The sequence below is a fragment of the Herbiconiux sp. 11R-BC genome (assembly GCF_049472555.1).
Lineage (GTDB): Bacteria > Actinomycetota > Actinomycetes > Actinomycetales > Microbacteriaceae > Herbiconiux.
The window spans coordinates 334,918-360,144 of record NZ_JBCEBO010000004.1 but is presented as its reverse complement, the minus strand read 5'-3'; the positions used below and the strand labels follow the sequence as shown (position 1 = coordinate 360,144).

Annotated in this window: 23 protein-coding genes; 10 read left to right on the top strand and 13 right to left on the bottom strand. The window is 71.2% G+C overall.

Going from position 1 to position 25,227, the window contains the following annotated elements; all coding sequences use genetic code 11:
* Nucleotides 1-22: 22 nt before the first annotated feature.
* Both VD659_RS12580 and VD659_RS12575 read left to right on the top strand, forming a co-directional pair.
* Nucleotides 23-778 carry a glutamine amidotransferase gene (locus VD659_RS12580; RefSeq protein WP_423261407.1) on the top strand — a complete coding sequence of 252 codons (756 nt, stop codon included), beginning with the start codon at nucleotides 23-25 and terminating at the stop codon, nucleotides 776-778.
* A complete protein-coding gene (locus tag VD659_RS12575) occupies nucleotides 775-2,220 on the top strand; it encodes an amidohydrolase (protein ID WP_423261406.1) in 1,446 nt (481 codons plus the stop codon). Before VD659_RS12580 ends, VD659_RS12575 begins: the two co-directional genes overlap by 4 nt.
* On the opposite strand, the gene VD659_RS12570 is transcribed toward VD659_RS12575, so the two are convergent.
* The 6 genes from VD659_RS12570 to VD659_RS12545 form a co-directional block, all read right to left on the bottom strand.
* A complete protein-coding gene (locus VD659_RS12570; RefSeq protein WP_423261405.1) occupies nucleotides 2,217-3,638 on the bottom strand; it encodes a M24 family metallopeptidase in 1,422 nt (473 codons plus the stop codon). The genes VD659_RS12575 and VD659_RS12570 overlap by 4 nt on opposite strands.
* A gap of 109 nt (nucleotides 3,639-3,747) precedes the next feature.
* On the bottom strand, nucleotides 3,748-4,932 hold the full coding sequence (locus tag VD659_RS12565) for an adenosine deaminase family protein (RefSeq protein ID WP_423261404.1): 1,185 nt from the start codon (nucleotides 4,930-4,932) through the stop codon (nucleotides 3,748-3,750).
* The gene (locus VD659_RS12560; protein WP_423261403.1) at nucleotides 4,929-5,627 is read right to left on the bottom strand and encodes a DeoD-type purine-nucleoside phosphorylase; all 699 of its coding nucleotides are present in this window, start codon (nucleotides 5,625-5,627) and stop codon (nucleotides 4,929-4,931) included. The genes VD659_RS12565 and VD659_RS12560 overlap by 4 nt, the downstream gene beginning before the upstream one ends.
* A gap of 55 nt (nucleotides 5,628-5,682) precedes the next feature.
* On the bottom strand, nucleotides 5,683-7,377 hold the full coding sequence (locus VD659_RS12555) for an ABC transporter permease (RefSeq protein ID WP_423261402.1): 1,695 nt from the start codon (nucleotides 7,375-7,377) through the stop codon (nucleotides 5,683-5,685).
* A gap of 2 nt (nucleotides 7,378-7,379) precedes the next feature.
* Nucleotides 7,380-8,219 carry an ABC transporter ATP-binding protein gene (locus VD659_RS12550; protein ID WP_423261401.1) on the bottom strand — a complete coding sequence of 280 codons (840 nt, stop codon included), beginning with the start codon at nucleotides 8,217-8,219 and terminating at the stop codon, nucleotides 7,380-7,382.
* A gap of 159 nt (nucleotides 8,220-8,378) precedes the next feature.
* Nucleotides 8,379-9,440 carry an ABC transporter substrate-binding protein gene (locus tag VD659_RS12545; protein WP_137838335.1) on the bottom strand — a complete coding sequence of 354 codons (1,062 nt, stop codon included), beginning with the start codon at nucleotides 9,438-9,440 and terminating at the stop codon, nucleotides 8,379-8,381.
* A gap of 277 nt (nucleotides 9,441-9,717) precedes the next feature.
* Here VD659_RS12545 and VD659_RS12540 point away from each other — a divergent pair, with 277 nt between their 5' ends.
* Together VD659_RS12540 and VD659_RS12535 are read left to right on the top strand one after the other, a co-directional pair.
* Entirely contained in the window at nucleotides 9,718-10,752 is a 1,035-nt protein-coding gene (locus tag VD659_RS12540; RefSeq protein WP_423261400.1) for a LacI family DNA-binding transcriptional regulator, read from the top strand.
* A gap of 34 nt (nucleotides 10,753-10,786) precedes the next feature.
* Nucleotides 10,787-11,137 carry a UBP-type zinc finger domain-containing protein gene (locus VD659_RS12535; RefSeq protein ID WP_423261399.1) on the top strand — a complete coding sequence of 117 codons (351 nt, stop codon included), beginning with the start codon at nucleotides 10,787-10,789 and terminating at the stop codon, nucleotides 11,135-11,137.
* A gap of 41 nt (nucleotides 11,138-11,178) precedes the next feature.
* On the opposite strand, the gene VD659_RS12530 is transcribed toward VD659_RS12535, so the two are convergent.
* From VD659_RS12530 to fgd, 4 genes are all read right to left on the bottom strand, one after another.
* Nucleotides 11,179-11,889, bottom strand: coding sequence for an SOS response-associated peptidase (locus VD659_RS12530; RefSeq protein WP_423261398.1), 711 nt, complete (start codon nucleotides 11,887-11,889; stop codon nucleotides 11,179-11,181).
* Nucleotides 11,890-11,939: 50 nt separating this feature from the next.
* Nucleotides 11,940-12,728: a spermidine synthase gene (locus VD659_RS12525; protein ID WP_423261397.1), complete on the bottom strand. Its 789-nt coding sequence runs from the start codon at nucleotides 12,726-12,728 to the stop codon at nucleotides 11,940-11,942.
* A gap of 61 nt (nucleotides 12,729-12,789) precedes the next feature.
* A complete protein-coding gene (locus VD659_RS12520; protein ID WP_423261396.1) occupies nucleotides 12,790-14,031 on the bottom strand; it encodes a winged helix DNA-binding domain-containing protein in 1,242 nt (413 codons plus the stop codon).
* A gap of 33 nt (nucleotides 14,032-14,064) precedes the next feature.
* The gene (gene fgd / locus VD659_RS12515) at nucleotides 14,065-15,084 is read right to left on the bottom strand and encodes a glucose-6-phosphate dehydrogenase (coenzyme-F420) (protein ID WP_423261395.1); all 1,020 of its coding nucleotides are present in this window, start codon (nucleotides 15,082-15,084) and stop codon (nucleotides 14,065-14,067) included.
* A gap of 255 nt (nucleotides 15,085-15,339) precedes the next feature.
* Between fgd and VD659_RS12510 the strand changes: the two genes are divergently transcribed.
* Together VD659_RS12510 and VD659_RS12505 are read left to right on the top strand one after the other, a co-directional pair.
* Entirely contained in the window at nucleotides 15,340-16,884 is a 1,545-nt protein-coding gene (locus VD659_RS12510; protein WP_423261394.1) for a DUF222 domain-containing protein, read from the top strand.
* Nucleotides 16,885-17,556: 672 nt separating this feature from the next.
* A complete protein-coding gene (locus tag VD659_RS12505) occupies nucleotides 17,557-18,468 on the top strand; it encodes a PaaX family transcriptional regulator C-terminal domain-containing protein (protein ID WP_423261393.1) in 912 nt (303 codons plus the stop codon).
* Here VD659_RS12505 and VD659_RS12500 read toward each other — a convergent pair whose 3' ends face one another.
* From VD659_RS12500 to VD659_RS12490, 3 genes are read right to left on the bottom strand one after another with little or no spacing between them, the layout of a single operon-like run.
* Complete coding sequence (locus VD659_RS12500; protein ID WP_423261392.1) at nucleotides 18,469-18,894, bottom strand: cupin domain-containing protein; 426 nt, start codon at nucleotides 18,892-18,894, stop codon at nucleotides 18,469-18,471.
* A 52-nt stretch (nucleotides 18,895-18,946) separates the two neighbouring features.
* On the bottom strand, nucleotides 18,947-19,771 hold the full coding sequence (locus VD659_RS12495) for a fumarylacetoacetate hydrolase family protein (protein ID WP_423261391.1): 825 nt from the start codon (nucleotides 19,769-19,771) through the stop codon (nucleotides 18,947-18,949).
* Nucleotides 19,772-20,224: a RidA family protein gene (locus tag VD659_RS12490; protein ID WP_423261390.1), complete on the bottom strand. Its 453-nt coding sequence runs from the start codon at nucleotides 20,222-20,224 to the stop codon at nucleotides 19,772-19,774.
* A 118-nt stretch (nucleotides 20,225-20,342) separates the two neighbouring features.
* On the opposite strand from VD659_RS12490, the gene VD659_RS12485 reads away from it, so the two are divergent.
* From VD659_RS12485 to VD659_RS12470, 4 genes are read left to right on the top strand one after another with little or no spacing between them, the layout of a single operon-like run.
* On the top strand, nucleotides 20,343-21,674 hold the full coding sequence (locus VD659_RS12485; protein WP_423261389.1) for a phenylacetate--CoA ligase family protein: 1,332 nt from the start codon (nucleotides 20,343-20,345) through the stop codon (nucleotides 21,672-21,674).
* Nucleotides 21,675-21,699: 25 nt separating this feature from the next.
* Nucleotides 21,700-21,942 carry a hypothetical protein gene (locus VD659_RS12480; RefSeq protein ID WP_423261388.1) on the top strand — a complete coding sequence of 81 codons (243 nt, stop codon included), beginning with the start codon at nucleotides 21,700-21,702 and terminating at the stop codon, nucleotides 21,940-21,942.
* Nucleotides 21,943-21,956: 14 nt separating this feature from the next.
* Complete coding sequence (locus VD659_RS12475; protein WP_423261387.1) at nucleotides 21,957-24,239, top strand: bifunctional salicylyl-CoA 5-hydroxylase/oxidoreductase; 2,283 nt, start codon at nucleotides 21,957-21,959, stop codon at nucleotides 24,237-24,239.
* Nucleotides 24,236-25,216, top strand: a complete 981-nt coding sequence (locus VD659_RS12470) for an acyl-CoA thioesterase (protein WP_423261386.1) — start codon at nucleotides 24,236-24,238, stop codon at nucleotides 25,214-25,216. The genes VD659_RS12475 and VD659_RS12470 overlap by 4 nt, the downstream gene beginning before the upstream one ends.
* Nucleotides 25,217-25,227: the final 11 nt, after the last annotated feature.

Below are 25,227 nucleotides of genomic sequence, written 5' to 3'. Positions count from 1 at the left end.
CTCCGATCTGAAAGGACCGCCCGTGACTCGCGTGCTACTCCTCGGCGAATCCTGGTTCGTCCACTCCATCCATCAGAAGGGCTTCGACTCCTTCACCACCTCCGAGTACACGGCGGGCGGCACGGAGTTCGTCGCGGCCCTCCGCGCGGCCGGCCACGAGGTCACCCACGTGCCGTGCCACGAGATCACGAGCGCGCTGCCGGCGACCGCCGAGGGCCTGCGCGAGATCGCCGACGTCATCGTGATCTCCGACGTGGGCGCCAACACCTTCCAGCTCGCACCGGCCACCTTCACCCGCTCCGAGGCCGGCCCCGACCGCATCGAAGCCCTGCGCGCCTTCGCCGAACAGGGCGGCGGCCTCGCGATGGTGGGCGGCTACATGACCTTCTCCGGCATCGACGCGAAGGCCCGCTGGGCGCGCACGGTGCTGGCCGACGCGCTGCCGGTGGGCATCCTCGACCGCGACGACCGGGTCGAGCTCGGTTCGGGCGCCGCGCCCGCCGTCGTGGCCGCGCATCCGATCACCGCCGGCCTCGACGCCGAGTGGCCCGCGCTGCTGGGGCTCAACGAGGTGACCGTGCGCGCGGGTGCCACCGAGCTCGCGCGCTGCGCCGGGCATCCGCTGCTCGTCGTCGACTCCTACGGTGCGGGCCGCACTGCTGCGTTCACCTCCGACATCGCCCCGCACTGGGCGCCCCCCGGCTTCCTGGAGTGGGAGGGCTACGCCCCGCTCTTCGATCGAACCGTGCGCTGGCTCGCCGGGGAGGAGCTCGCATGAGCGGCCCGGATGCGCTCAGCCCCGACGCCGTGACCGTGGCCGACGGCCCCGAGCTCGTCGACACCGTCATCACCGGTGCCACCGTGCTCACCAGCACCACCCGCCCGGCGCCCGGCTACCCGCAGCTGCCGCGCGAAGACACCGCGGCGCGCGGCACCGCGACCTTCCTCGCCGACCATGCCATCGGCATCCGCGACGGTGTGATCGCCTGGGTTCGGCCGAGCGCCGAGGTGGAGCCGGCGGTGCTCGCGCAGGCCGCGGTGGTCCAGGCGCGCGGCCAGGTGGCCATCCCGGGGTTGATGAACGGGCACACGCATTCGCCGATGACGATGTTCCGCGGCTCGGCCGAGGACGTGCCGACGAGCGAGTGGTTCAACAAGCACATCTGGCCGATGGAGGTGAACCTCACCGACCGCGACGTCATGCTCGGTGCGCAGCTCGCCGTCGGCGAGATGCTGCTGGCCGGCGTCACGAACTTCGCCGACCACTACTTCGCCACCGACCGCATCGCCGAGGTGGTGGAGGCGGCCGGCAGCCGGGCGATGCTCGCCTCGACCTTCTTCTCGTCGCAGGGCGCCGAGGGGATCGAGCGTTCGGCCGCCTTCGCCGAGCGCTGGAACGGTGCGGCCGGCGGGCGCATCACCACGGCCATGGGCCCGCACGCCACCTACACGGTGAACGACGCCGATCTGGCCACGACCGCCGAGCACGCCCGGCGTCTGGGGGTGCGCACGCACATCCACGCCGCGGAGAGCCTGGGCCAGACCGAGTCGAGCCTGGAGAAGCACGGCAAGACCCCGGTGCAGGTGCTGCACGACACCGGCATCCTCGAGACGGGCGCCATCATCGCGCACGGCGCCGGCATCGTCGAGAGCGATCTCGAGTGGCTCGTGCCCTTCGCCGACCGGGTCGCCGTGGCCTCGTGCCCCATGGTGTACATGAAGCACGCGCACACCACGACGCCGGTGCGCCTGCTGCACGACGCCGGCATCACCGTGGGCCTCGGCACCGACGGACCGGCCTCGCACAACACCCTCGACGTGCTCGAGAGCCTGCGCATGATGTCGCTCAAGCAGAAGGACGCCCTGCTCGACGCCACCTGGCTCACCTCCGCCCACGCCCTCGATCTGGCCACCCGGCAGAGCGCGGCGACCTTCGGCCTCGGCGACTCGCTCGGCGCGCTGCGGCCGGGCTACCAGGCCGACATCGTGCTGATCGACACGCAGAAGCCGCACCTGCAGCCCATGCACGACCTCGCCACGGCTCTCGTGCTGAGCGTCAAGTCGAGCGACGTCACCACGGTCTTCGTCGCCGGCCGGATGCTCGTGGAGCACGGCCGCCTGCTCACGATCGACACGCAGTCGGCCGCCGAGGAGCTGACCCGCCGCATCCCCGAGCTCACCGACCGCTCCCGAGGCTCCATCCAGGAGTACGCCCCCTAGGACGCGCCCAGGCGGCGCATCGCCAGGTGGGGGGCCAGCCAGTAGGGCGGCAGCCAGCCGGCGATGTTCGACATCGGCAGCACCGACTCGTCGAGGGTGATGCCGAGCGAGGCCAGGAAGGCGCGGCGGGCCAGGATGCGCTCCCACGCCTCGGGGTAGGCCTCGGCCAGCGAGGCCCGCAGCTCCGCGTCCGCGAGCACGATGCCGTCCTCGACGTTCGACGAGCCGTAGACGGTGCCCGTGGCGGGGATGATGTCCAGCTGCAGCGCCATGCCCGACACGAACTCCACCGGCGAGCCGGGAGCGACTGGCGACGAGGGCCACTCGTCCAGGTGGATGTGGTGCCCGGGGTTGAGGTAGACCCCGTAGAACGGGTCGTCGAGCACCGCGTGCACGGCCGCGTAGAGCTCGCCGGCGGTCACGCCCACGCGGATGGTCTCGTACCAGGCCACCGCCGCCGCGAAGTACGGCGCCACGAGCGCCGCCACGTAGTCCTCCGCCCCGGCGGGCAGCTGCGAGGCCGACTCCACGAGGAACCCGCCGCGCGCCGAGTTGCTGCCCCAGTGGCCGAAGCCGGCGCTCATCGGGTCGCCGACGGCCAGCATCCGGCCGCTCGGGCTCGCGACGCCGTAGCCGGCGCGCTCCCCGCTCAGCAGGGTGGGGTGGTAGGAGAAGGGCAGCAGTGTGGCCTCGTAGAGCCGGGATGCCTCGAGCTCGGTCTGCCCGGGCGTCACGGCCGTGATCATGCGCCGCAGCGACTCCGAGCTGTGGCAGGCGGCGAACTCGAAGGCCGCGATCTGGTCGACCTCGTTCACGAGGCGCAGGCCCGGCCCGGCTGCGGTGTACCCGGTGAACAGTGCGTTGGCGTTGCTGAGCGTGAAACCGGCGGCGCGCAGCTCGTCGACGATGAACGCGGGCAGCTCGATCCACTGCTCGTAGCCCGGAGTCTCCCAGAACTTCCAGCCGACGGTGCCGAGCCGCGGTGTCGCCCCGGCCGAGAACCCGGCGATGCCGAAGGCGTCGGCGAGGCTCAGCTGCTCGGGGTCGGGCTGCCCCACGAGGCTGAACTTCGCGAACCGCACCACCTCCACCTCGATCTGCACGGCATCCGCGTAGGCCATGCTCTCGTTGCCGGCGAGCAGCACCGGGGTGCGGCCGGGCACCAGGATGAGCAGCATCTCCTCCCAGCGCGGGTCGAAGCCCGTGAGGTAGGCGATGTTCGCGAAGTGCTCGCGGTCGCCGTACACGAGCAGGGCGTCGAGCCCGGCGGCGGATGCGCGCTCCAGCGCGGCGGCGACGCGCGCCTCGTAGACGGCGGGGGGCACGCGGGGCTCCTCCACCGGCACGGTGTAGGAGGGCAGCGTCACGGGCGCGAGCCCGAATTCGCGCGCGGCGGCGTTCAGGGGAGGGATGCTCATGGGACGTTTCCTGTTCTAGCGGTACCGACCCGTCGCAATCGTCCCCCTATCGGAGGCGGATACGGGCCATGTGTGACCGGTCGATGAGAGGGGGGAGGGGGCGGGTAGGTCAGCGCTCGAAGTCGTCGAGGAGGTCGATGACGGTGTCGCGCAGGGCGTCGCGCTCCTGGCGCGACTGGAAGCTCGCCTCGACGGCCGCGAGCTCGGCCTCGGCGAACTCCTGCGGGCCCCAGCCGAACTCGGCCTCGATCTTGCGCATCTCCGCGCTGATCGAGGTCTTCGACATCACCCGGTTGTCGGGGTTCACGGTCACCGTGAAGCCGAGTTCGCGCAGCAGGTCGATCGGGTGGTTCTCGATGCCGTCGACCACGCCGCCCGCGTTCGAGGTGACGCAGACCTCGAGCGGGATGCGCCGGTCCACCACCCATTGCGCCGTGCGCCCGAGCTCGAGCACGGCCGGCCCGGCGGCTCGCGCGGTCTCGACCGCCCGCACCGCGGTCTTCACGCCGAGCGGCCGGCCGTCGAGGAAGACGTCTTCGATGATGCGCACGCCGTGCCCCAGGCGCAGCGCGTGCGCGAGGTGCACGGTCTCCCAGACCGAGTGCTCGCCGTCGCCCTCGCCCGTGTGGATCGTGTAGGGGATGCCCTCGTTCTGCAGCAGGGTGGTGGCTTCGAGGTGGTGGCGCATCGGGAACCCGTCTTCGCCGCCGGCCAGGTCGAACCCGGCCACGCTCCCGCCCCACTCCCCGTAGGTGTCGACGGTGAGGCGCGCGATCTCGTAGCTCAGCGTGGAGGTGCGCATGCCGCAGATCAGCTGGCGGGCGCGGATGCTCCCTCCCGCAGCGGCGACCGCCGCCTCGCCCTCGGCGAGCCCCGCGGCCACGGCCTCGACGGCCACGCGCAGGGGCAGGCCGCCCAGCGTGTGCTTCTCGGGCGCCCAGCGGGTCTCGCCGTAGAGCACGCCGTCGGCGGCGGCCTCGAGCACCCACTCGCGAGCCACCCGCACGATCGACTCCTCGTCCTGCATCACGCGCGTGGTGAGGCCGAACTTCTCGTCCCAGTGCTGGATGGTGGGCACGGCGACCTCGCCGGTGAACCAGCTCGCCATCGTCTCGGGGTCGCTGTAGGGCAGGGTCACGCCGTGCGCATCCGCGAGCTCGACGAGGGTCTCGGGGCGGAGCGATCCGTCGAGGTGGTCGTGCAGCGTGACCTTGGGGAAGCGCGCATACGGCTCGGCGGGCTGCGACCAGCGCGGCGAACCCTCGAACGACGGAAGCGGAACCCCGCCGCTCACTGGAACGCCGCCAGGCCGAACGACACCATGGTCTCGAAAGTGGCCTCCCGCTCGGCGGCGGTCATCTCGGCGCCCGGCAGGTCGCTCACCGTGCCCACCATGAGGGCGTCGAAGCCCTCCTTGCGGGCCGTGGCGTAGAGCGCGGCGGCCTCCATGTCGATGCCGATCGTGCCGTACTTCAGCAGTCCGGGCACCAGCTCGGTGTCGGGGTTGTAGAAGCTGTCGGTGGTGAACAGCGGCCCGACGTGGATGGTCTTGCCAGTGCTCTCGCCGTATTCCACGGCCTTGCGCAGCAGCGTGAAGTCGGGCGCGTGGCTCAGCGTGACGCCGGGTACCCACTGGCTCGTCATGGCCGAGTTGGTGTGGGCGGCCGAGGCCGCGATGACGTCGCCCAGCTGCAGGAAGGGCGCGATGCCGCCGATGGTGCCCACGCGCACGATGCGCTTCACGCCGAAGAAGCGCGCGAGCTCGGTGGCGTAGATGGCCATCGAGGGCGTTCCCATGCCGGAGGCCAGCACCGAGACGGGCTTGCCGTTGAAGGTGCCGGTGTACCCGAGGATGCCGCGCACCTCGGTGACGAGTGTGGGCGATTCGAAGAAGGTCTCGGCGATGAGCTTCGCGCGGCGCGGATCGCCGGGCATCAGAACGTCTTCGGCGAAGTCTCCGGGCTCGGCGCCGATGTGAGGTGTTGCCATGATGAGGGCCTTTCGATGGGAGGAACGAGAGGAGAAGCGAAACGGATGCGCGGGGTCAGCCGAGCTGCGAGGGCGCGTAGCGCGCGAGCACCGCCCGCTCCGCCCAGCTGACGAGACTGTAGAAGATGAGCGACACGGCGGTGAGCACGGCGGCGCCCGCCCACAGCCCCGTGTAGTCCGAGTGGGCGCGCGAGCCCACGATCACCTGCCCGAGCCCGTCGCCGGTGGCGAGCCACTCGGCCAGCGTCGCGGCGAGGAACGCCGTGGGGGCGGCGATGCGCGCCGAGGCGAAGATGGCGGGCAGCGTGTAGGGCAGTTGCAGGCGCCAGAGCGTCGACCAGGTCGAGGAGTCGTAGCTGCGCATGAGCGTGAAGGCGTCCAGCGGCACCCGCTTCAGGCCGCCCTGCGTGTTCGCGAGGGTGGGGAAGAAGGTCACGATGGCCGTGATGGCGACCACGCCGCCGAGTCCGCGCCCGAGGGCGAGGATCAGCACGGGGATGAGCACGATGATCGGCACGGAGCGCAGCGCCACGGCGAGAGGGGTGAGCACGCGCTCGGCCACCGGGAAGGTCACGAAGGCCACGGCGGCCGCGATGCCGATCAGGAGTCCCGCGATGTACCCCACGCCGGCGTGCACCAGCGTCACCCCGAGCGCCTCGACCATCACCGCGCGATTCGCCTCGGCGGCGGGCGCGGTGAAGAGGTAGGTGAACACGTCGACCGGGTTCTTGCCGACGTACGACGACATGTGGAACACGATCAGGAAGCCCCACCAGGCCAGCAGGATGATGGCGATCGAGCCGACCGTCCAGGCCACGGCGCTCGCCGCGCGGCTCGCGACCGAGCCGCGCTTGGGCGCGTTGGCCTGCTGCGCGTTCGAGATCGACGCCGACCACGGGGTCAGCCAGCGTCTCAGCAGGCCGAAGATGCCGTAGGGCACCGCGGCCATGACGGTGGTCAGGAGTGCGACTGACCAGACCCGGGCGAGGTCGAGCGACATCAGCCCGTTGATCAGGAGCACGCCGAGGCCGGCCTTCGCCCCGAGGAACTCGCCGAAGATCGCGCCGAGCACGGCCGCCGCGGCGCCGATCTGCAGGCCGGTGAGCATCGAGGGCAGGCCCGAGGGCAGGCGCACGAAGCGCAGCGAGCTGAGCGAGCGTCCGCCCCAGGCGGTGACCATGGTGAGCGGGCCGCCGTCGGCGGAGCGGAGACCGAGCATGGTGCCGATCAGGGTGGTGAAGAACACCGAGAGGGCGGCGAGCACGACCTTGGCGGTGTCGGGGTCGAAGGTGAGCTGCAGGATCGGGTTCAGGGCCACCAGCGGCAGGCAGAACAGGGCGAGCGCGAGGCGCAGGAAGAGGGACTCGAAGATCGGCACCTGCACGAAGAGGATGGCGACCGCGATGGCGGCGAGGTTGCCCCAGAACCAGCCGCGGATGGCGACCCAGGCTGTCGTGGTGAGCGCACCCCAGTAGAGATCGGGCTGCGAGACCAGGCTCTGGATGATCGACGAAGGCGAGGCCAGCACGCCCAGCTTCGTGAGCCAGAGGTCTGCCGCGATCTCCCAGAGCACGATGAGCGCGAGGCTGACGACGAGGGTCGTCACCCAGCCGTTGACGGCGCCCCGGCGGTTCTCCCGGCGTGAGCGCGCACGCTCGGTGGCGATGGCGGCGGCGCGGATGTCGTCGCGCCCGCCCGCCGGAGGGCCGGAGGGGCCGCGGGTCGACCCGGACGCGGTGGTCGCCGACATCCTCAGGCCTCCGGGTTCGCCGAGGCCGGAGCGCCCGCCGCGGCGAGCTCACCGTCGGACACGAGGTCGTCGGGGTCGTCGTGCCCGCCGTGCAGCATGGCGCTCAGCTGGTCGCAGACGGCGTGGAACTCGGGAGTGGAGAGCAGCTCGCGCCGGCGGGGGCGCGGGAAGTTGAGGGTGATCTCGCCCACGATGCGGCCGGGGCGCGGCGACATCACGACCACGCGGTCGGCGAGGAAGGCGGCCTCCGAGATGGAATGGGTCACCAGCAGGGCGGTGGCCGAGGTGGCCGACCAGAGCTTCTGCAGCTCCTCGTTCATGCGCTGCCGGGTGATCTCGTCGAGAGCGCCGAAGGGCTCGTCGAGCAGCAGGATCTCGGGCTGCGTCACGATGGCGCGGGCGATCGCGACCCGCTGGCGCATGCCGCCGGAGAGCTGCGCGGGGCGCGCATCCGCGAAGCCGTCCAGGCCCACCAGGGTGATGAGGTCGTCGATGCGCTTCTTGTCGATGGGGGTGCGCATGACTTGGCCGGGGAGGCGGATGTTGTCGCGCACGCTGCGCCAGGGCAGCAGCGAGGGGTCTTGCAGGGCGAGGCCGAGACGGTGCGCCTTGCGGATGTCGGCGGGGCTCTCGCCGTGGATGGTGACCTCGCCGGCCGAGTACGACTCGAGGTCGGCGAGGATGCGCAGGATGGTGGACTTGCCGCAGCCGGAGGGGCCGAGCAGTGCCGTGAACGATCCCTCGGGCACCGCCAGCGAGACGTCGTCGAGGGCGAGCACGTCGCGTTTCTTGGTCGAGTAGACCTTCGTCAGGTTGGTGAGGGTGAAACCTGAGCCGTTCACGGGGGCCTCCGGTGGTTCTGGATCGTAGTTCGGGGGGCTGATCGCGGCCTGCTGGTTCGGATTCTCCCTGCGGCTTCGGTTGAGCGGAGCTCAAAGGCGCCTCAGGGAGAATCCGAACCAGCAGACCGCGATCAGCGGTGCCGGGGAGGGCGGGTGGGGTTATTTGATGGTGTTGCCGCCGGCGTAGATGTCGGTCAGCAGGGAGGTGTCGAACAGGGACTCGTCGGCGCCCGTGATGCCGAGGGCGGCGATGGTCTTGATGTTCTTCGCGATACCGTCCTGCGACATCGTGAGGAGGCCGTTGGCCTTGGTCTCGTCGGTCACCAGGAGGTCCATCTGGAGCTTGGCCTGCTTGGTCTGCTCCTCGATGGTGAGGCCGCCGTCCTTCGCGTACTCGTTGACCGTGAGGTCGACCGCCTCGGTCGGGTCGGCCACGTAGTTCTGCCAGCCCATGATCTCGCCCTTGAGGAAGCCCTCGATGGCGGTCTTCTTGGCGGCGTCCTCCAGGGTCGAGCGCTTCACGACGTAGACCTGCGCGTAGACGTCGAGTCCGTAGTCGGCGGTGAGCATCGTGACGCCGGCCTTGCCGGTGGCCTCCTCGTAGGCGATGGGCTGCTCGGAGTAGAACACCCAGAGGCCGTCGACCTCGCCGGAGACGAGCGGAGCCACGTCGAAGCCGACGGGAACGCTGGTGACCTGGGAGGCGTCGACGTTGTTGGCCTTGAGCACGGCATCCTGAGCCGCCTGGTCGCCGGTCGGCACGCCGATCTTCTTGCCCACCATGTCGGCGGGCGTCTTGATCGGCTTGTCGGCGGTGGAGAGGATGGCGAGCGGGTTCTTCTGGAAGCCCGCGGCCACGATCACGAGGTCGGCGCCGTTCTGGTTGGCCTGGGCCACGGTGTCGGCGTTCGCCGTTCCGATGTCGGCCTGGCCGGAGGCGACGGCGGCCATCGAGTCGACGTTCGGGCCGCCGGGGAGGATGTCGACGCTCACGCCGTTCTGGGCGTAGTAGCCCTCCTTCTCCGCCACGTAGGAACCGCCGAACTGCACGAGCGGGATCCACGAGGTCTGGTAGGTGAGCGGTGTCGGTGCCGCACTGGTCGACGCGGAGGTGTCGCTCGACGTGGTCGAGCAGCCCGCGAGCAGTGCGAGGGCTGCGGCGGCGGCCGTCGCGGTGGCGGCGGCGCGCAGGGCGCCGCGTCGGGAGAGGCGGAAGGTCATCGGTGTATCTCCTTGGCGTCAGGGGAATTGCAGGAGGGATCTGTGGTGCTTCTCGGGGTGCATCGGGCATGCAGGATCGGGTCGGGATTGCAAACCGTTTTGCACGTGTGTGCGGTCGACACTACGGGCCGACTGTTTCGTGCCGATTTCGCCTTGTTACCTCCGTGTAAACGAGAGACGAGCGAAACCTGATCGTTGCAATGGCGGCGTGCAACACGATTTGCACAATTTCGTCTCATTGGCTCGGCGCCCGGTTCGGCTCGGTTACTCTGAGGCGGTGACCGACGCCATCCCCAAGCCGTGGACGATGCAGCAGATCGCTGCGGCCGCCGGCGTGAGCGTGACCACGGTGTCGCACACCCTCTCGGGGAAGCGGCCCGTCAACCCCGAGACGGCCCTGCGCATCCGGCGCATCATCGAGGAGTTCGGCTACGTTCCGGATGCGGGGGCCCGGCGCCTCAAATCCGGCCGCAGCCGCATGATCGGCCTGGCCGTTCCCGACATCTCGCACTGGTACTTCGGGCGCATCGCGCGGGGTGTGGAGGAGATGGCGAACGAGGCCGACTACGGCCTCATCATCTGCAGCACGTCGAACTCGGATCCGCGCCGAGAGAAGCGTTACTTCAACCTGCTGCGCACCCGCTCGATCGAGGGGCTCGTCTACACGGCGAGCCGCGAGATCTCGCCCACCGACGAGCTGATGAAGATCTCGGCCTCGGCCTCGCCGATCGTGCTCGCCGACGAGGACATCGCCGAGCTGCCGGGCGTGCCCTCGGTGACCTCCACCAACCTCAGCGGTGCGCAGGAGCTCGGCCGGCATCTGCGCGAGCTCGGGCACACCCGCGCGGTGATCATCGCGGGGTTCGCGGGGCTGCACTCCACCGTGCAGCGGGTGGCGGGCATCCGGGAGTCCTTTCCGAACGCGCTCGCCCTGCACGGCGACTTCGAGATGCAGTCGGGCTACGACCTCGTCTCTGACCTGCTCGCGCACGAGACGAAGTTCACGGCGCTGTTCGCGTGCAACGACATCATGGCGATCGGCGCCATGCGGCGCTTGCGCGAGGAGGGCCTGCGGGTGCCCGAAGACGTGTCGGTGGTGGGCTTCGACGACGTCGACATGGCCTCGGTCGTCACCCCCGGGCTCACCACCGTGCGGCAGGACATGCTCGAGATCGGCCGCCGCTCGGCGCAGCTGCTGATCGCAGGGCTCGAGGCGGGCAGCATGGCGGGGCTCGAGTCGGTGTCGCTGCCGGTGGAGCTCATCGTGCGCGGCACCACCGGGCCCGCCCCGCGGTTTGCGACAGTGGTCTGATCGGTCCGCCGCCCCTGCGGGGTAGGGTGGCCGCATGACGGGCCCCTTCATCGACACCTCTGTTCCCCCGAGCGGCACCGGATGCGTCGAGTGCGACGACGAGGGCAGCTGGTGGGTGCATCTGCGGCGCTGTGCGCTCTGCGGGCACGTGGGCTGCTGCGACGACTCGCTCAACAAGCACGCCACCCGCCACTTCGAGGAGACGGGGCACCGCGTGATGCAGAGCTTCGAGCCCGGCGAGGACTGGTTCTGGGACTACGGCACGCAGCAGGCGCTCGACGGCCCGGTGCTGGCCGCGCCGACGAGCCACCCGGCAGCCCAGGGTGCGCCCGGCCCCGCCGACCGCCTGCCGGCGGACTGGCAGCGCCTCCTCGGCGCGGAGTAGGGCCGAGCGGTAGCGCCGCTCCCTCAGCTCGCGCAGCTCCCTCAGCTCGCGAGCGGCTCGATCAGGGTCGGGTCGTCTTTGGCCACCGAGGTGTCGCGCACGTTGTTGACCCGCTTCGACACCGGGTAGGTGGTGATGGTGCGTGCGACGGCGAGCGAGGAGCGGTCGAGCATGGCCACGAGTTCGTCCTTGGCTCCGGGGGCCTCGATCTTCCCGGGCTCCATCCAGCTCTCCCAGGTGTCGGGGGTGAGGAAGACGGGCATGCGGTCGTGCACCTCGCCCGAGGCGTCGGCGGCCTCGCGCGTGATGATGGTGAAGTTCAGCGTCCACTCCTCGCCGGCCTTCTTGAGCTCGTAGAGCCCCGCGGCCGCCAGGATGCTCTCGGGGGCGTGGATGTAGTGCGGCTGCTTTCCGTTCGCCGTGGCCTCCCACTCGAAGTAGCCGTTCATCGGCACAAGGCACCGGCGCTGGGCGAAGGCGTTGCGGAACATCCCGTTCGAGGCCACGCTCTCGAGCCGCGCGTTGATGGGCGCGGGGCCGCCCGGCTTCGCCCAGGCGGGCTTGAGCCCCCAGCTCGCGGCGTCGATCTCGCGCACGAGCTCGCCGTCGATCACGCGCTCGCGCACGATCGGTGAGAGCTCGGTGGGCGCCACGTTGTACGACGGCCGCCAGTCTTCGAGCTTGCCGCCGCGCGCGATGAACTCGGTGATGAGCTCGTCGGTCTCCGCACTCATCGTGAACCGTCCGCACATGGGGTCGTCCTCTCGCTCGGCTGTCCTGTCTCGCCCTGCATCGAATCTACTCAGCCGAGTCGGGCGAGAACCGAGCCCTCGGCCGACGACAGCACGAGCCCCGGATGCGGCCCCGCCGCGCGCAGGGACGGCGCCCACTCGAGAACCCGCGGCGTGCACGACGCGACGATCACGGCGTTGCCGGCTTCGGCATCCTGCAGCACGGTGCTGGGGCCGGTGACGAGCACGTGGTCGAACACGGGTGCGAGCTGTGCCAGCTGGGCCCGCAGTGCTGGGGTTCCCGGGTCGTCGGCCACGTTGATCACGAGCACTCCCTCGGGCGCGAGCAGCCGGGCTGCGGCGCGGAAGAACGCGGTGGTCGTGAGGTGCGGGGGCGTGGTGATGCCGCGGTAGAGGTCGCTCACCACGAGGTCGGCCTGCCCGCCGAGGAATGGCGCGAGGGCCTCCACGCGCTCGGCGGCGTCGCCCGGATGCACGGCCAGCGAGGTGCCCGCCGGTAGCGGAAGGCGGTCGGTCACGAAGGCCACGAGGTTCTCCTCGAGCTCGACGACGTGCTGCTCGGAGTCGGGGCGCGTCGCCTGCACGTAGCGGGGGAGGGTGAGCGCTCCGGCACCGAGGTGCACGGCGGTGACGGGCTGGCCGGGCAGGCGGAGGCAGTCGATGGCGGTGCCGATGCGGCGCACGTAGTCGTAGAAGAGCGAGGCGGGATCGTTCAGCCACACGTGCGACTGCGCGACGTCGCCGATCGAGAGCACGAACGACCCGGGCAGGGCGCTGAGCGCGGTGATCTCGGCGACGTCGCCGCTCGGATGCAGCACGGTCGTCGCGATGCGGGCCATCAGGCTGCCTCGCGGGGTGCCTCGCGGGGTGCCCGCAAGGGGTGGATGCGCAGGGCGGCGCTCACGGAGCCTCCCCCGTGGCGGTCGTTGGCGTCGCCTTCACCGGCAGGCCGAGGAACTGGCCGTAGCGGGCGAAGGCTCGCTCGACTCCGCGCAGCTCGGCAGCGGTGGGCGCCTCGAAGAACTCGGGGGTCAGCGTCACGGCCTTCGTGCTCACCGAGCGCCGCCAGGTGCCCACGATGCGACCCTTCGAGACGAGCATCGGCAAGAAGATCCCGTTGCCGCCGGGAACGATGCGATCGGCGTGCTCGGCGGGCAGGGCGTGCGAGCGCTCGCGGTAGCCGAGAAGGTACTCGTCGAACCCGGGTAGGGCGTGCACGCCGCCGCGGATCGGGCTCGCTCCCGCGCCGCGCCCACGGTGCGTGCCCGTGCTGCCGACTTCGCTCGTGGTCCCTGCCTCGCTCGCGATGCCGGCCGTGCCCGTGGCGTCGGCGGTCTCCTCGGTCCACCCGTCGTCGGCGCGCATCCAGTAGCTCGTGCCGTCGATCACGAGTTCGTCGAGGCGGTCGCGCACCCGCTCGAATCCGCGCTTGGCATCGGCCACGGTCGACTTCGACCACCAGCAGAAGTCGTCGAGCGTGGCCGGTCCGTGCCCGCCGAAGTAGCGCAGGACGAACTCGCCGAGCGCCTCGTCGCGACTCGGCTCGCGCCTGGCCGGCGCCCACTCGTCGAGCAGCACGAGGGCCTGCTGCGTGCCGCTGGTCGGCCCCCAGCAGAGCAGGCCGTCGTGCGCGAGCCGCCAGATGATGTGCATGCCGCGCTGTCCGGCCGGGTCGACCCCGCCGGCCGTGAGGGCCGCCAGGAACTCCTCGCGCGAGAGGGCCCCGCCCCCTCGTAGCTCGCCGGCAGCGATGTCGGCGGCGCGCGCGAAGGTGTCGTCGTCGAGGTGCAGATCGCGGTGCCGGGCCGCCGCACTCCTGACGGTTCGCTCGGCGGTGAGGGCGAGCATCCAGCGCAGGTCATCGGGGGTGCAGAAGTGCAGGGTGCCTCGCATGGGCCACGACCGCACCACCTGGGCCGAGTCGAGTGCGGCGGTCACGTCGTCGCGCGTCGCCCCGGGCGAACGCACGCCGAGTGCCCACACCCCCTGTGCGAAGTCCTGCGCCTGGGTGGCCAGCAGGTGCGCGGCGACGGCCGTGATGCCGGCCGCGCCGGGGCGGGCTGCGGCGGCACTCGACGGGACGCGCGCGATCCACTGCGACTCCAGCCGGAGCCGGAGCACTTCGCGAGCCGTGCCTGCCATGCGCTCAGTATGCCCGCCCCCCACGACCTCGGCTCAGGCGAGCGCGCGCAGCCGCGGTGCGAGGTCGCGCTCGAACAGCTCGAGGAAGCGGCGCTGGTCGGCGCCCGGTGCGTGGAACACCAGGTGGTTGAGCCCGGTGTCGGTGTACTTCTTCACCTCGGCCACCACAGCGTCGGGGTCGGAGCCCACGATCCAGCGCGAGGCGATCTGCTCGATCGGCAGCGCATCCGCCGCCTTCTCCATCTCGACGGGGTCGGTGATGTCGTGCTTCTGCTCCTTCGAGAGCGCGAGCGGGGCCCAGAAGCGGGTGTTCTCGAGGGCGGTGTCGTAGTCGGTGTCGTAGGAGAGCTTGATCTCGATCATCCGGTCGATGTCGTCGAAGGAGCGCTCGGCCTTCTCGGCGCCCTCCTTCACGGCCGGGATGAGGCTCTCGGTGTAGAGCTCCATGCCCTTGCCCGACGTGCAGATGAAGCCGTCGCCCGCGCGACCCGCGTAGCGGGCCACCACGGGACCGCCGGCGGCGATGTAGACGGGCACCGGGTTGGCCGGGCGGTCGTAGATCGAGGCGTCGTGCGTGGAGTAGTACTCGCCCTCGAAGTTGACGCGGTCTTCGGTCCAGAGCCGGCGCATCAGCGCGATGGCCTCGCGCAGCCGGGCGAAACGCTCCTTGAACTCGGGCCAGGTCTGCTCGCCGGCGCCGCGGAACCCGGTGGCGATCTCGTTGAGCGCCTCGCCGGTGCCCGCGCCGAGGAAGATCCGGTCGGGGTACATCACGGCCATCGAGGCGAAGGCCTGCGCCAGCACGGCCGGGTTGTAGCGGAAGGTGGGCGTCATGACGCTCGTGCCGATGCGGATGGTCGAGGTGCGCTCGCCGACCGCCGCCATCCAGGTCAGGGAGAAGGGCGCGTGGCCGCCCTCGTGCCGCCACGGCTGGAAGTGGTCGCTCACCGCGACGCTCTCCATGCCGTGCGCCTCGGCCGCGACCGCGATCTCCACGAGCTCACGCGGGTCGAACTGCTCGGCGCTGGCTTTGTATCCGAGTCGTAGTGGCATTGCTGGCGTCCTTCGCGGGGTCGGAATGGGGATGATCCGATGGTATCCCTGTGGGCCGACGCTGCCGTGGTGCGGTGGGTGCGGTGGGTGCGGTGACGCGGTGGGTGCGGTGATGCCGATGCGGTTGGGACGTGGGCGGGTTCGGCGGCGGTGCGGAATCGGTGGCTGCCCGGATCCCGGGGCCTCGGTTCGGTGCCGACCCCTGCGCCGCCCCCGCATCACCCGATGTCGGTGGTGCGGTGTTGACTTATCCTCATGACAAGCACGGCAGCGTTCTTCCCCTCGGCCCCCGCCGAGTCGCTGCCCCCTGCCCGAAGGCGAGCCGAGCCGCGCGCCCTCCCGTCCCTCTCGGCGCGGTATGACGAGGTCGTCCGCGAGGTCGCGGTGGCCGAGCAGCGGATCGCGGCCGCCGAGGCTGCCCGCACGCGAGCCCTGGCCGAGGCGGCCTCGCTGGCCGATCTCCTGGCCCGGGCCGACGGCACGGCGGCCACCGCGCCGGGCCGGGCGTGGGCGCGTCGTCGTCTCGCCGCGGAGATCGGATGCGCGACCCGGCGCTCCGAGTCCACCGTCACCCGCCTGGTCACCGAGGCCGAGCATCTCCTAGAGAGTCTCCCCGCCACCCTCGACGCGCTGACGGCCGGCGACATCTCCTACCAGCACGCCCGCATCATGGTCGCCCACGCCGTCACGCTCCCGGTCGCTCAGCGTTCCGGATTCGAACAGGCCGCGCTCCCTCTTGCCCGCGAGCTCCCGTCCGCCCGCTTCGACGACCGGGCACGCCGCCTGCGCGAGCAGGTGCATCCGGAATCGCTGACCGTGCGCGCGGCCACGGCCCGGCGCGAACGCGCGGTCTGGTTCGAAGCGGGCCTGGACGGCATGGCCACCCTCCACCACCTGCTCCCCGCAACCGACGCCCTCGCCATCGACGACCTCATCGACCGCGTCGCCCGGTCCCTCCGCACCGCCACTGACGACACCGGCACCACCATCGGCGGCACCGGCACCGGCACCGGCACCGGCACTGGCACCGGCACCGGCACCGCGGGCTCCGGCACCGACGACGGCGCCGACACCCGCACGCACGCGCAACGGCGTTGCGACGTGCTGACCGACATCATTCTCGGTCGTGGCGAGCGCCCTCGCGTCGTTCCCACAGTGATCGTCACGGTCCCCGCCACCACCATCGCCGGCTGCGCCGACGACCCCGCCGAACTCCACGGCTACGGCCTCATCGACCCTCAGGCCGCCCGCGCCATCGCCGCGACCGCCCCCACCTTCCTCCGAGCGCTCATCGCTCCAGCCCCAGCAGCCCCCGCCGAACCCGCCCTGAGCTCGCCGGAGCCCAGCGTTCGCACGCCCGTGCCCGCCGCCCTCGCCGCCCCACCTCCGGTGGGCACGATCGTGTCCGTCACCCGCCGCCGCTACCGCCCCAGCCCAGAGCTCCGCACGATGCTCATGATCGACGACGAGACCTGCCGCTTCCCCGGCTGCGGTCGTCGCGCCTCCCGGTGCGAGCTCGACCACACCCGGGCCTGGGCCGAAGGCGGCGAAACCACGCCCGGCAACCTGGCACACCTCTGCCCGCGACACCACCACCTCAAACACGAAGGCGGCTGGCGAGCCGAAGCGCCCACCGCCGACACCCGCGACCTCCTCTGGACCAGCCCCCGCGGAACCCGCTACCTCACCCGCCCCACCGGAGCCACGGCACGCGTGCGCCCACCCGACCTCGACGCCCCACCGCCCCCGCGCCTCCCGCCTCGAACCCCCCTCCCACCCGACGCACCCCCACCCTTCTGACACCACGACGAAAGCCGCGCCCTCCCTCCCGGCGCTGCCGCCTCGCGCCGCGCCCTGCGCTCGCTCGCGCCTCACGCCCCCTGTGGGCCGCGCACTCCCTCCCCCCTCGCGGTGCGGCCCAGCTCGCCCTTTCGATGCTGCTGAGCCTGCCTCCCGGTGCCGCTGTGCCCAGCCCAGCGGGTTGCCGCACCGCGCCCTGCCCTCGCTCCCGGATCCACACCCCCGGTGGGTGGCGCGCGTCGCACGATGCTGCCGAGCCCGCCTCCCCGCGTTGCCGTGGTTGCCGCGCCCCGCCCCGCCCTCGCTCCCGCATCGACACCCCCGGTGGGTGGCGCGCGCCGCACGGTGGTGCCGAGCCCGCCATCTTTGTCTTGCCGACAGTGCCCCTTGCCGAGCCAGCGTTCTCGGAGTCGCCGAGCCTGTCTCCCGGTGTCACCGGGCCTGCCCTTTCTGCATTGCCGCGCCCGGCCTCGCGGAGTTGCCACCTCGCGCCGCGCTCACGGTGAGCCATGGCCGCCCTTCAGGCTTCCGCCTCCTGGTGCCCGCCCTCCCGGTGCCTCCGCCGCTCTGCCGCAGCCGGCCGCCCCGCCCACGCCACCGGAGTGTGCGCCCGCGTGACGAACGTCACAGCCCCGACATGCCGCCGCGAGCCGAACTGGCATGATTGTCAGGATGACCGACGCAGAAGACCCTAAGAGGAGCGCCAAGGCCACGCGCTCGCGAACGATCCTCGTGGGCTTTCTGGGGTCGATCGTGCGCAAGATGGGCAATTGGATGCCCATTGCCGGCGTCGTCGAACTGATGGGCCAGTGCGGCCTGGACGAGTCCAGCGTGCGCACCGCCATCTTCCGGCTGAAGCAGCGCGGCTGGCTCGTTCCCGAAGCCCGCGCTCGGGTCAAGGGCTACCTGCTGAGCCCCGTCGCGCTCGAGGCGCTCGCCGCCGGCGACGAGATCGTGTGGCACGCGCGCCAGCCCGCCAATCTCGACGACGGCTGGTGCGTGGTGAACTTCTCCGTGCCCGAGTCCGCCCGCTCGCAACGCCACAAGCTCCGCTCGCACCTCGCCGGACTCGGCTTCGGCAACATCGGCTCCGGCGTGTGGATCGCCCCGGCCCGGATGCTCCAGGCCGCCACGCAGGCCATCGCCGAACTCGACCTCACGGAGCAGTCCGCGATCTTCGTGGGCGCCCACGCCGGCGGCCAGGAGATGTCGACCCTGCTCCGCACCGGCTGGGATCTCGACGAGATCGACCGCCGCTACCGCGACTTCCTCACTCTGCACAGCGCCCAGGCCGATGCCCTCGAGGCGTCCGGCGTGGTCGACGGCGAGCAGGCCTTCGTGCAGTACGTCACCGCCATCGACCACTGGCGCAAGCTCCCCTTCCGCGACCCGGGGCTCCCGCGGGCGGTGCTGCCGCCCGACTGGCCCGCCCCGGCCGCCGGCGCACTCTTCGAGCGGCTCGTGGCCATGCTCGAAGGGCGCGCCCTCGCCCACGCTGCCGCCTTCTGGCCGCAACAGGATGCCGCAGCATCCGCCGCGCCCGCTGCATCCGCACTCGCAGCCCCCGCCGCGCTCGCCGGCTGATCAGACCCGCACGAAGCCCTCGAGCGTCGAGTCGTCGACGTCGTCGAGGTTCACCACGATGTTCTCCGGCGTGCGCGCAGTGAGCCACACGAGCTCCTCGGTGGTCGACATGTTCGCCTCCACGTGCGGCATGAACGGCGGCACGAACACCCAGTCGCCCGCGGTCATGTCGAGGAACTGCCGGTAGCCCTCGCCGAAGTAGATCCGGCCGTGCCCGCGCAGCACGTAGCCCCCGGTCTCGGCCTCGCCGTGATGGTGCGGAAAAGAGCGGTACCCCGGCCGGTTCGTCACCTGACCGAACCAGAGCTTCGTCGCGGGCGTGTGCTGGATGCTCACCCCCGAGATGCGCACCGCCCCGCCCGACTGCCCGGTCTGCCGGTCTTCCTCTCCCGCGCGGGTGACGACGGGAACATCTTCTGCGGCCATGGCTGCTCTGCTTTCTGGTCGGTGTTCTTGTTCAGGATGGAATGACGGTCGTTCAGGAAACGAGACGATTGCGCAGCGTCCCGATGCCGTCGATCTCGGTCTCGAGCAGGTCGCCCGGCCCGAGGAAGACCGGCGGGGTGCGGCCGGCGCCGACGCCGCCCGGGGTGCCGGTGAGCACGAGGTCCCCGGGTTGCAGCCGGGTGAAGGTCGAGATGTAGGCCAGCAGCGCCGGCACGGTGAACACGAGATCGGCAAGGGTGTCGTCCTGCATGGTTCTGCCGTTCACCCGCGTGCGGATGCGCGCCCCGTCGGCCGGATCGAACGCATCCGCCGTCACCATCACCGGCCCGAGCGGCGTCGTACGGTCGAAGGCCTTGCCCTGCTGCCACTGGCTGGTGCGGTTCTGCCAGTCGCGCATCGACACGTCGTTCGCCACCGTGTAGCCGGCCACGGCATCCGCGGCCTCGGACTCGTCGGCCCGCACGAGCTCGCTGCCCACGATCACGGCGAGCTCGGCCTCCCAGTCGACGCGATCGGACACGGCCGGCAGCGGGATGTCGTCGTGCGCGCCCGTGAGGGTGTCGGCGAACTTGGTGAACAGCGTCGGAAAATCGGGCAGCGGCCGCCCCATCTCGAGGATGTGGTCGCGGTAGTTCAGCCCCGCGCAGAGGATCTTGCGCGGCTCGGTCACCACGGGGGCGAGTGTGACCTCGGCCGGAGCGAGCGGGGTTCCGTCGGCCTCCGCCGCGAATTCACGCCAGTCGGGCCGGCGAAGCAGAGCGCCCACGTCGGGTGCGTCGAGCAGGAGGAAACCGGATGCGTCCTCCCGGGCCGCCGCGGAGCGTCCGTCGGCCGTGACGACGGTGGCGAGCCGCATCTACGCGACGCTCCCCTCGCCGGCCGGCGCCCCGGCCGCAGCGGCGGCGCCCGCCGCATCCGTGCCGATCACGGCGACCCCCTGGATCTCGATCAGCGCTTCCGCCTGCCACAGCCGCGTCACGCCGATGCCCGCCATCGCCGGGTAGTGGGTTCCCGCCATCTCGCGCCAGATGCGCCCGATCTCCCGGCCGTGGCGCTGGTAGTCCTCGACGTCGGTGAGGTAGATGGTGACCGACACGAGGTCGCCCGGCGTGCCGCCCGCTTCGGCGAGGGTCACGAGCACGTTCGAGAAGGCCTGCGTGAACTGCTCGACGATGCCGCCCGCGACGATGGCGCCGGTGCCGTCCATCGCGGTCTGGCCGCCGAGGTAGACGGTGCCGCCGGCCACGGTGCCGTGTGCGAAACCCGAGGGCGCGGCGAGGGAGGAGGGGTTCACGTTGTAGTGGGACATGCGCTCACGATAGCGAGCGATCGGCCCGATTTACCAAGCTGTAACATTTCTGAAATTTTACGATCGTCACACTGTGGTTAGCTCGGACCACGAACCCATGACACGGAGGACGAACCCGATGGCCACCTCGGACTTTTGGAACCCCAAGACCGAATTGCTCGACCGCGAGCAGCTCCGTGCCCTGCAGTTGACGAAGCTCCAGCGCCTCGTGGCCTGGGCCGACGCCCGCAGCCCGTTCTACAAGGCCTCCTTCGCCCGCGCCGGCTTCGCCCCTGAGCAGCTGAAGAGCTGGGCCGACATCGACCGCATCCCGTTCCTCACCCGCGACGAGTGGATGGCCTCGCAGGAGGCCGTACCGCCGTTCGGCGAGCTGCCGGTGGCCGGCGCCGAGTCCGCCATCCGCCTGCACACCACGAGCGGCACCTCGGGCAAGACCCCGCTGCGCGCGCTCGACACCCGCCGCGACTGGAAGTGGTCGAGCGAGATGTGGTCGTACGCCCTCTGGGGCATGGGCGTGCGCCCGGCCGACATCGCCTACGTGGCCTTCGGCTACGGCTCGTTCATCGGCTTCTGGGGGCTGCACAACGGCCTCGAGAAGATCGGCGCCCTCACCATCCCGGGCGGTGCCCAGACCACCGCGGCGCGCGTGAAGCAGATCATGGACTTCGGATGCACCGTGGTCGCCTCCACCCCCACCTACGCGCTGCGCCTGGCGCAGGAGGCCGAAGCTCTCGGCTTCGACCTCAAGAACAGCCCTGTGCACACCGTGGTGCTCTCGGGCGAACCGGCGGGCTCCATCCCCGAGACGAAAGCCCTGATCGAGTCGCTCTGGGGAGCCAAGACCTACGACACCGCGGGCATGACCGAGGTCTCCACCATCTTCATGTTCGAGCCCGCCGACCAGCCGGGCGGCTGCCACATCATCGAGGACCACTTCATCGAGCAGGTCGTCTACCCCGAGACGGGCGCCGAGCTGCCCTACGGCGAGGCCGGAGAGCGCGTGTGCACCTCGTTCGGCCGCAGCATCGTGCCGCTCATCCGCTACCGCACGGCCGACCTCGTGGTGAAGGTGCCGTCGACCTTCGCGTCGAACGGCCGCACCTGGGACCTCTACGAGGGTGGCATCATCGGCCGCGTCGACGACATGAAACTCGTGCGCGGCACCAACGTCTACCCGCGGGCCGTGGAGGGCATCGTGCGCAACTTCCCGGTGATCGAGGAGTTCCAGCTGCGCATCAGCCGGGAAGGCATCCGCGACGAGATCACCCTGATCGTCGAGCCCGCCGCCACGGTGACGGATGCCGACTGGGCGAGCCTCGAGGCGGCGCTCGGCAAGGAGCTCGCCGACGGTCACGAGGGTCTGCGCTTCCTCATCGAGCGCGCCCCCGCCGACTCCCTTCCGCGCTTCGAGCTCAAGGCGAAGCGACTCACCGACCTCCGCACCGCCTGATCGCCCGACGAGCAAGGAGCCCGCCATGACCGCATCCAGCGCAGCCGCCGCATCCAGCGCACCTGCTTTCCCCACCGACCTCCTGCACAACGAGTTCACCGCCGACGAGCGGAAGATCCTCGCCGTCTACGAGCAGCTGAAGGAGCTCGTGGCCGAGGACTTGCCGCCCTCCGCCGCCGCCAACCTGCGCGACGCCCTCGCGAGCGTCTCCATCGTCGTCACCGGATTGGCGCTCGACTTCGAGCACCTCCTCGATCAAGGAATCTGAGCCCCGTTCCAGCCATGAGAATCGCATGCATCGGCGGCGGCCCCGGAGGCCTCTACTCCGCCATCCTCCTCGCACTCGCCGATCCGGGCCACGAGGTCACCGTCTTCGAGCGCAACGCCGCCGACGACACCTTCGGTTTCGGAGTGGTGTTCTCGCAGGAGACCCTCGACAACCTGGCCACGGCCGATCCCGTCTCCTATGAGCGCATCGAGGCGCTCTGGCGCAAGTGGTCGGCGATGGATGTCGACTTCCTGGGCTTCCAGGAGCGCAGCGACGGGCACTCCTTCGCCGCGCTCGCGCGCAAGCAGCTGCTGCTCATCCTGAGCGACCGGGCCCGCGAACTGGGCGTCGATCTGCGGCACCAGACCCTGGCGCCGCCGCTCGAGGAGCTGAAGGCCGCCTACGACGTCGTGATCGCCGGCGACGGCGTCAACAGCGCCGTGCGCGGCGCCCTCGCCGACACGCTCGGCACCACCGTGGAGGTGCGGCCGTTCAAGTACGCCTGGTTCGGCACCGACCGCCCGGTCGACTGCTTCACCTTCGTCTTCGTCGACACGCCTTACGGCATGTTCTGGGCGCACATCTACCCCTACGACGACACCCACTCGACCTTCCTGGTGGAGACCGACCCCGAGACCTGGGAGCGCGCGGGCCTCGCGGAGTTCGCCGCCGACCCGCGCCGGCCCGGGCAGAGCGACGAGCGCTCGATGGCGTTCTGCGAACGGATCTTCGCCGACTACCTCGGCGGCCACCGGCTCGAGGGCAACAACTCCGGCTGGCTCAACTTCCGCGACGTGGCGAACGCCCGCTGGTTCGACGAGAACGTCGTCATCATCGGCGACGCCGCCCACACGGCGCACTTCTCGATCGGCTCCGGAACCAAACAGGCCCTGGAGGACGCCATCGCCCTCGTGGCCTCGCTCACCGCCGCCGACGACGTGCCGAGCGCGCTCGAGCGCTACGAGGCGGAGCGCCGGCCGGTGGCCGCATCCCTCCGCCGCTCGGCGATGACGAGCCTGCGCTGGTTCGAGAGCATCCAGCGCTACCGGAGCCTGCCGCCGGCGCAGTTCGTCTTCCAGCTGCTCACCCGCAGCCAGCGCATCACCTACGACAACCTGCGCCTGCGCGATCCGCTCTACGTGGCCCGCGTCGACGAGTGGTTCCACGCCGACCAGATCGCGCGCGGCAACGACGCTCCGGCCGGCACCCCGCCGATGTTCTACCCGCTGACCCTGCGCGGGCTCGAGCTGAAGAACCGCGTGGCCGTCTCGCCGATGGCGCAGTACTCGGCCGCCGAGGGCATGCCGACCACGTGGCACCTGGTGCACCTCGGCTCGCGGGCGATCGGCGGCGCCGGGCTGGTGTTCACCGAGATGACCTGCGTGTCGCCCGAAGGCCGCATCACCCCCGGCTGCCCCGGCATCTGGAGCGACGAGCAAGCGGATGCGTGGGCCGGCATCGTCGACTTCGTGCACCAGGAGACGAGCGCGAAGATCGCGCTGCAGCTCGGCCACTCCGGCCGCAAGGGCGCCACGAAGCTCGGCTGGGAGGGCACCGACGTGCCGCTCGAGGAGGGCGAGTGGCAGATCGTCGCCCCGTCGCCCGTGCCCTACCGGGCCGACAGCCAGGTGCCGCACGAGCTCAGCGAGGCCGGGATCGCCGAGATCGTCGAGCAGCACGTGTCGGCGGCACGCCGGGCCGAGTCGGCGGGCTTCGACCTTCTCGAACTGCACTTCGGCCACGGCTACCTCGTGTCGAGCTTCCTCAGCCCGCTCGCCAACCGGCGCACCGACGCCTACGGGGGCCCGCTCGAGAACCGGGCCCGGCTCGCGGTCGAGATCTTCGCCGCGGTGCGGGCGGTGTGGCCGGCCCAGAAGCCGATCAGCGTGCGGCTGAGCGCCACCGAGTGGGTGGCGGGCGGCTTCGACGGGAACGACGCCGTGCAGGTCTCGGCCTGGCTGAAGGAGCTCGGCGCCGACATCATCGACGTCTCGACGGGCCAGACGAGCACCGCGGCCCGGCCCGAGTACGGCCGGCTCTACCAGACCCCCTTCAGCGACCAGATCCGGCACGACGCCGGTGTGCCCACCATGACGGTGGGCGCGGTGTCGAGCATCGACGACATCAACACCATCCTCGTGGCCGGCCGGGCCGACCTCTGCCTGCTCGCGCGGCCGCACCTAATCGATCCGTACTGGACGATGAACGCGGCCATCGACCAGCGCTACGACGACCCGAGCACCCCCGCGCAGTACCTCACGGGGTTGCGCGCTCGCCGCCGGGTGCAGGTTCCGTGAGCAGCCTGAGCGGGCGGGGCGGCCCGGATGCGCCGAGCGGCCCGGGTGGCCCGACCGGCACGGATGCCCCGGCCGGCCTGGTCGCGCCCGGCACGGCCCAGCCCTTCCTGCGCTCGATCGCCGTGACGCCCCTGGGGCGCGACGAGTCGTCCGCCCGCTTCTGGGCGCAGCCGCAGTACGTGCCCTGGCCCAAGGCCTACGGCGGCGACACCGTGGCCCAGGCGCTCGCCGCGGCGACGGCGACCGTCGACCCCGGGCGGAGCATCCACTCGTTCCACTCCTACTTCCTCCGGCCGGTCGACATCGGCAAGCCGGTGACCTACACGGTGCAGCTCACCCGAGACGGCCGGGGATTCTCCACCCGCACGGTCGTCGGCGCCCAGTCGGGCAAGGAGGTGTTCAGCGGCATCGTGTCGTTCGCCGTTCCCGCCGGCATCGACGTCTTCGCCGAGCCGGTCGGGCGCGCGGTGCGCCCGGCGGCGGAGCTGCCGAGCACTGAGGAGTTCCTGGCCCGCGAGGGTCGGCTGTCGGGCGCCGCGGCCGAATACTGGGCCTGGGGGCGGAGCTTCGACATCCGTCACGACCCAGGTCCGGTGTACTTCGACGCCGAATCCGGTCGTGAGCCCCGCCAGGCCCTCTGGATCAGGGCGTTCTCGCCCATCCCCACCGACCCGGTCACCCAGCAGCTGGCGCTGGCCTACGTCTGCGACTACACGATCCTCGAACCGCTGCTCCGGGCGCACGGCCTGGGCTGGCAGAGCGAGGGGGTCACCACGGCGAGCCTCGACCACTCGATGTGGTTCCATCGTCCCGTCGACCCCAACCAGTGGGTGCTCTACGTGCAGGACGCCGTGTCGGCGCAGGGCGGGCGGGGCCTGGCCCGCGGCCGTTTCTACACCGAGGGCGGTGTGCTCGTGGCCAGTGTGGCGCAGGAGGGCGTCATCCGCGCCCCCGGCTTCACGAGCGCGGCGCCCTGAGTCGAGTCCGA

What these genes read in the sequence shown, in the direction of transcription:
- VD659_RS12555 (WP_423261402.1), bottom strand. Translation starts at nt 7,377, where the DNA reads ATGTCGGCGACCACCGCGTCCGGGTCGACCCGCGGCCCCTCCGGCCCT.
- VD659_RS12570 (WP_423261405.1), bottom strand. Translation starts at nt 3,638, where the DNA reads ATGAGCATCCCTCCCCTGAACGCCGCCGCGCGCGAATTCGGGCTCGCG.
- VD659_RS12525 (WP_423261397.1), bottom strand. Translation starts at nt 12,728, where the DNA reads ATGGCCCGCATCGCGACGACCGTGCTGCATCCGAGCGGCGACGTCGCC.
- VD659_RS12495 (WP_423261391.1), bottom strand. Translation starts at nt 19,771, where the DNA reads ATGCGGCTCGCCACCGTCGTCACGGCCGACGGACGCTCCGCGGCGGCC.
- VD659_RS12500 (WP_423261392.1), bottom strand. Translation starts at nt 18,894, where the DNA reads ATGGCCGCAGAAGATGTTCCCGTCGTCACCCGCGCGGGAGAGGAAGAC.
- VD659_RS12485 (WP_423261389.1), top strand. Translation starts at nt 20,343, where the DNA reads ATGGCCACCTCGGACTTTTGGAACCCCAAGACCGAATTGCTCGACCGC.
- VD659_RS12520 (WP_423261396.1), bottom strand. Translation starts at nt 14,031, where the DNA reads ATGGCAGGCACGGCTCGCGAAGTGCTCCGGCTCCGGCTGGAGTCGCAG.
- VD659_RS12510 (WP_423261394.1), top strand. Translation starts at nt 15,340, where the DNA reads ATGACAAGCACGGCAGCGTTCTTCCCCTCGGCCCCCGCCGAGTCGCTG.
- fgd (WP_423261395.1), bottom strand. Translation starts at nt 15,084, where the DNA reads ATGCCACTACGACTCGGATACAAAGCCAGCGCCGAGCAGTTCGACCCG.
- VD659_RS12490 (WP_423261390.1), bottom strand. Translation starts at nt 20,224, where the DNA reads ATGTCCCACTACAACGTGAACCCCTCCTCCCTCGCCGCGCCCTCGGGT.
- VD659_RS12480 (WP_423261388.1), top strand. Translation starts at nt 21,700, where the DNA reads ATGACCGCATCCAGCGCAGCCGCCGCATCCAGCGCACCTGCTTTCCCC.
- VD659_RS12560 (WP_423261403.1), bottom strand. Translation starts at nt 5,627, where the DNA reads ATGGCAACACCTCACATCGGCGCCGAGCCCGGAGACTTCGCCGAAGAC.
- VD659_RS12545 (WP_137838335.1), bottom strand. Translation starts at nt 9,440, where the DNA reads ATGACCTTCCGCCTCTCCCGACGCGGCGCCCTGCGCGCCGCCGCCACC.
- VD659_RS12535 (WP_423261399.1), top strand. Translation starts at nt 10,787, where the DNA reads ATGACGGGCCCCTTCATCGACACCTCTGTTCCCCCGAGCGGCACCGGA.
- VD659_RS12505 (WP_423261393.1), top strand. Translation starts at nt 17,557, where the DNA reads ATGACCGACGCAGAAGACCCTAAGAGGAGCGCCAAGGCCACGCGCTCG.
- VD659_RS12530 (WP_423261398.1), bottom strand. Translation starts at nt 11,889, where the DNA reads ATGTGCGGACGGTTCACGATGAGTGCGGAGACCGACGAGCTCATCACC.
- VD659_RS12475 (WP_423261387.1), top strand. Translation starts at nt 21,957, where the DNA reads ATGAGAATCGCATGCATCGGCGGCGGCCCCGGAGGCCTCTACTCCGCC.
- VD659_RS12575 (WP_423261406.1), top strand. Translation starts at nt 775, where the DNA reads ATGAGCGGCCCGGATGCGCTCAGCCCCGACGCCGTGACCGTGGCCGAC.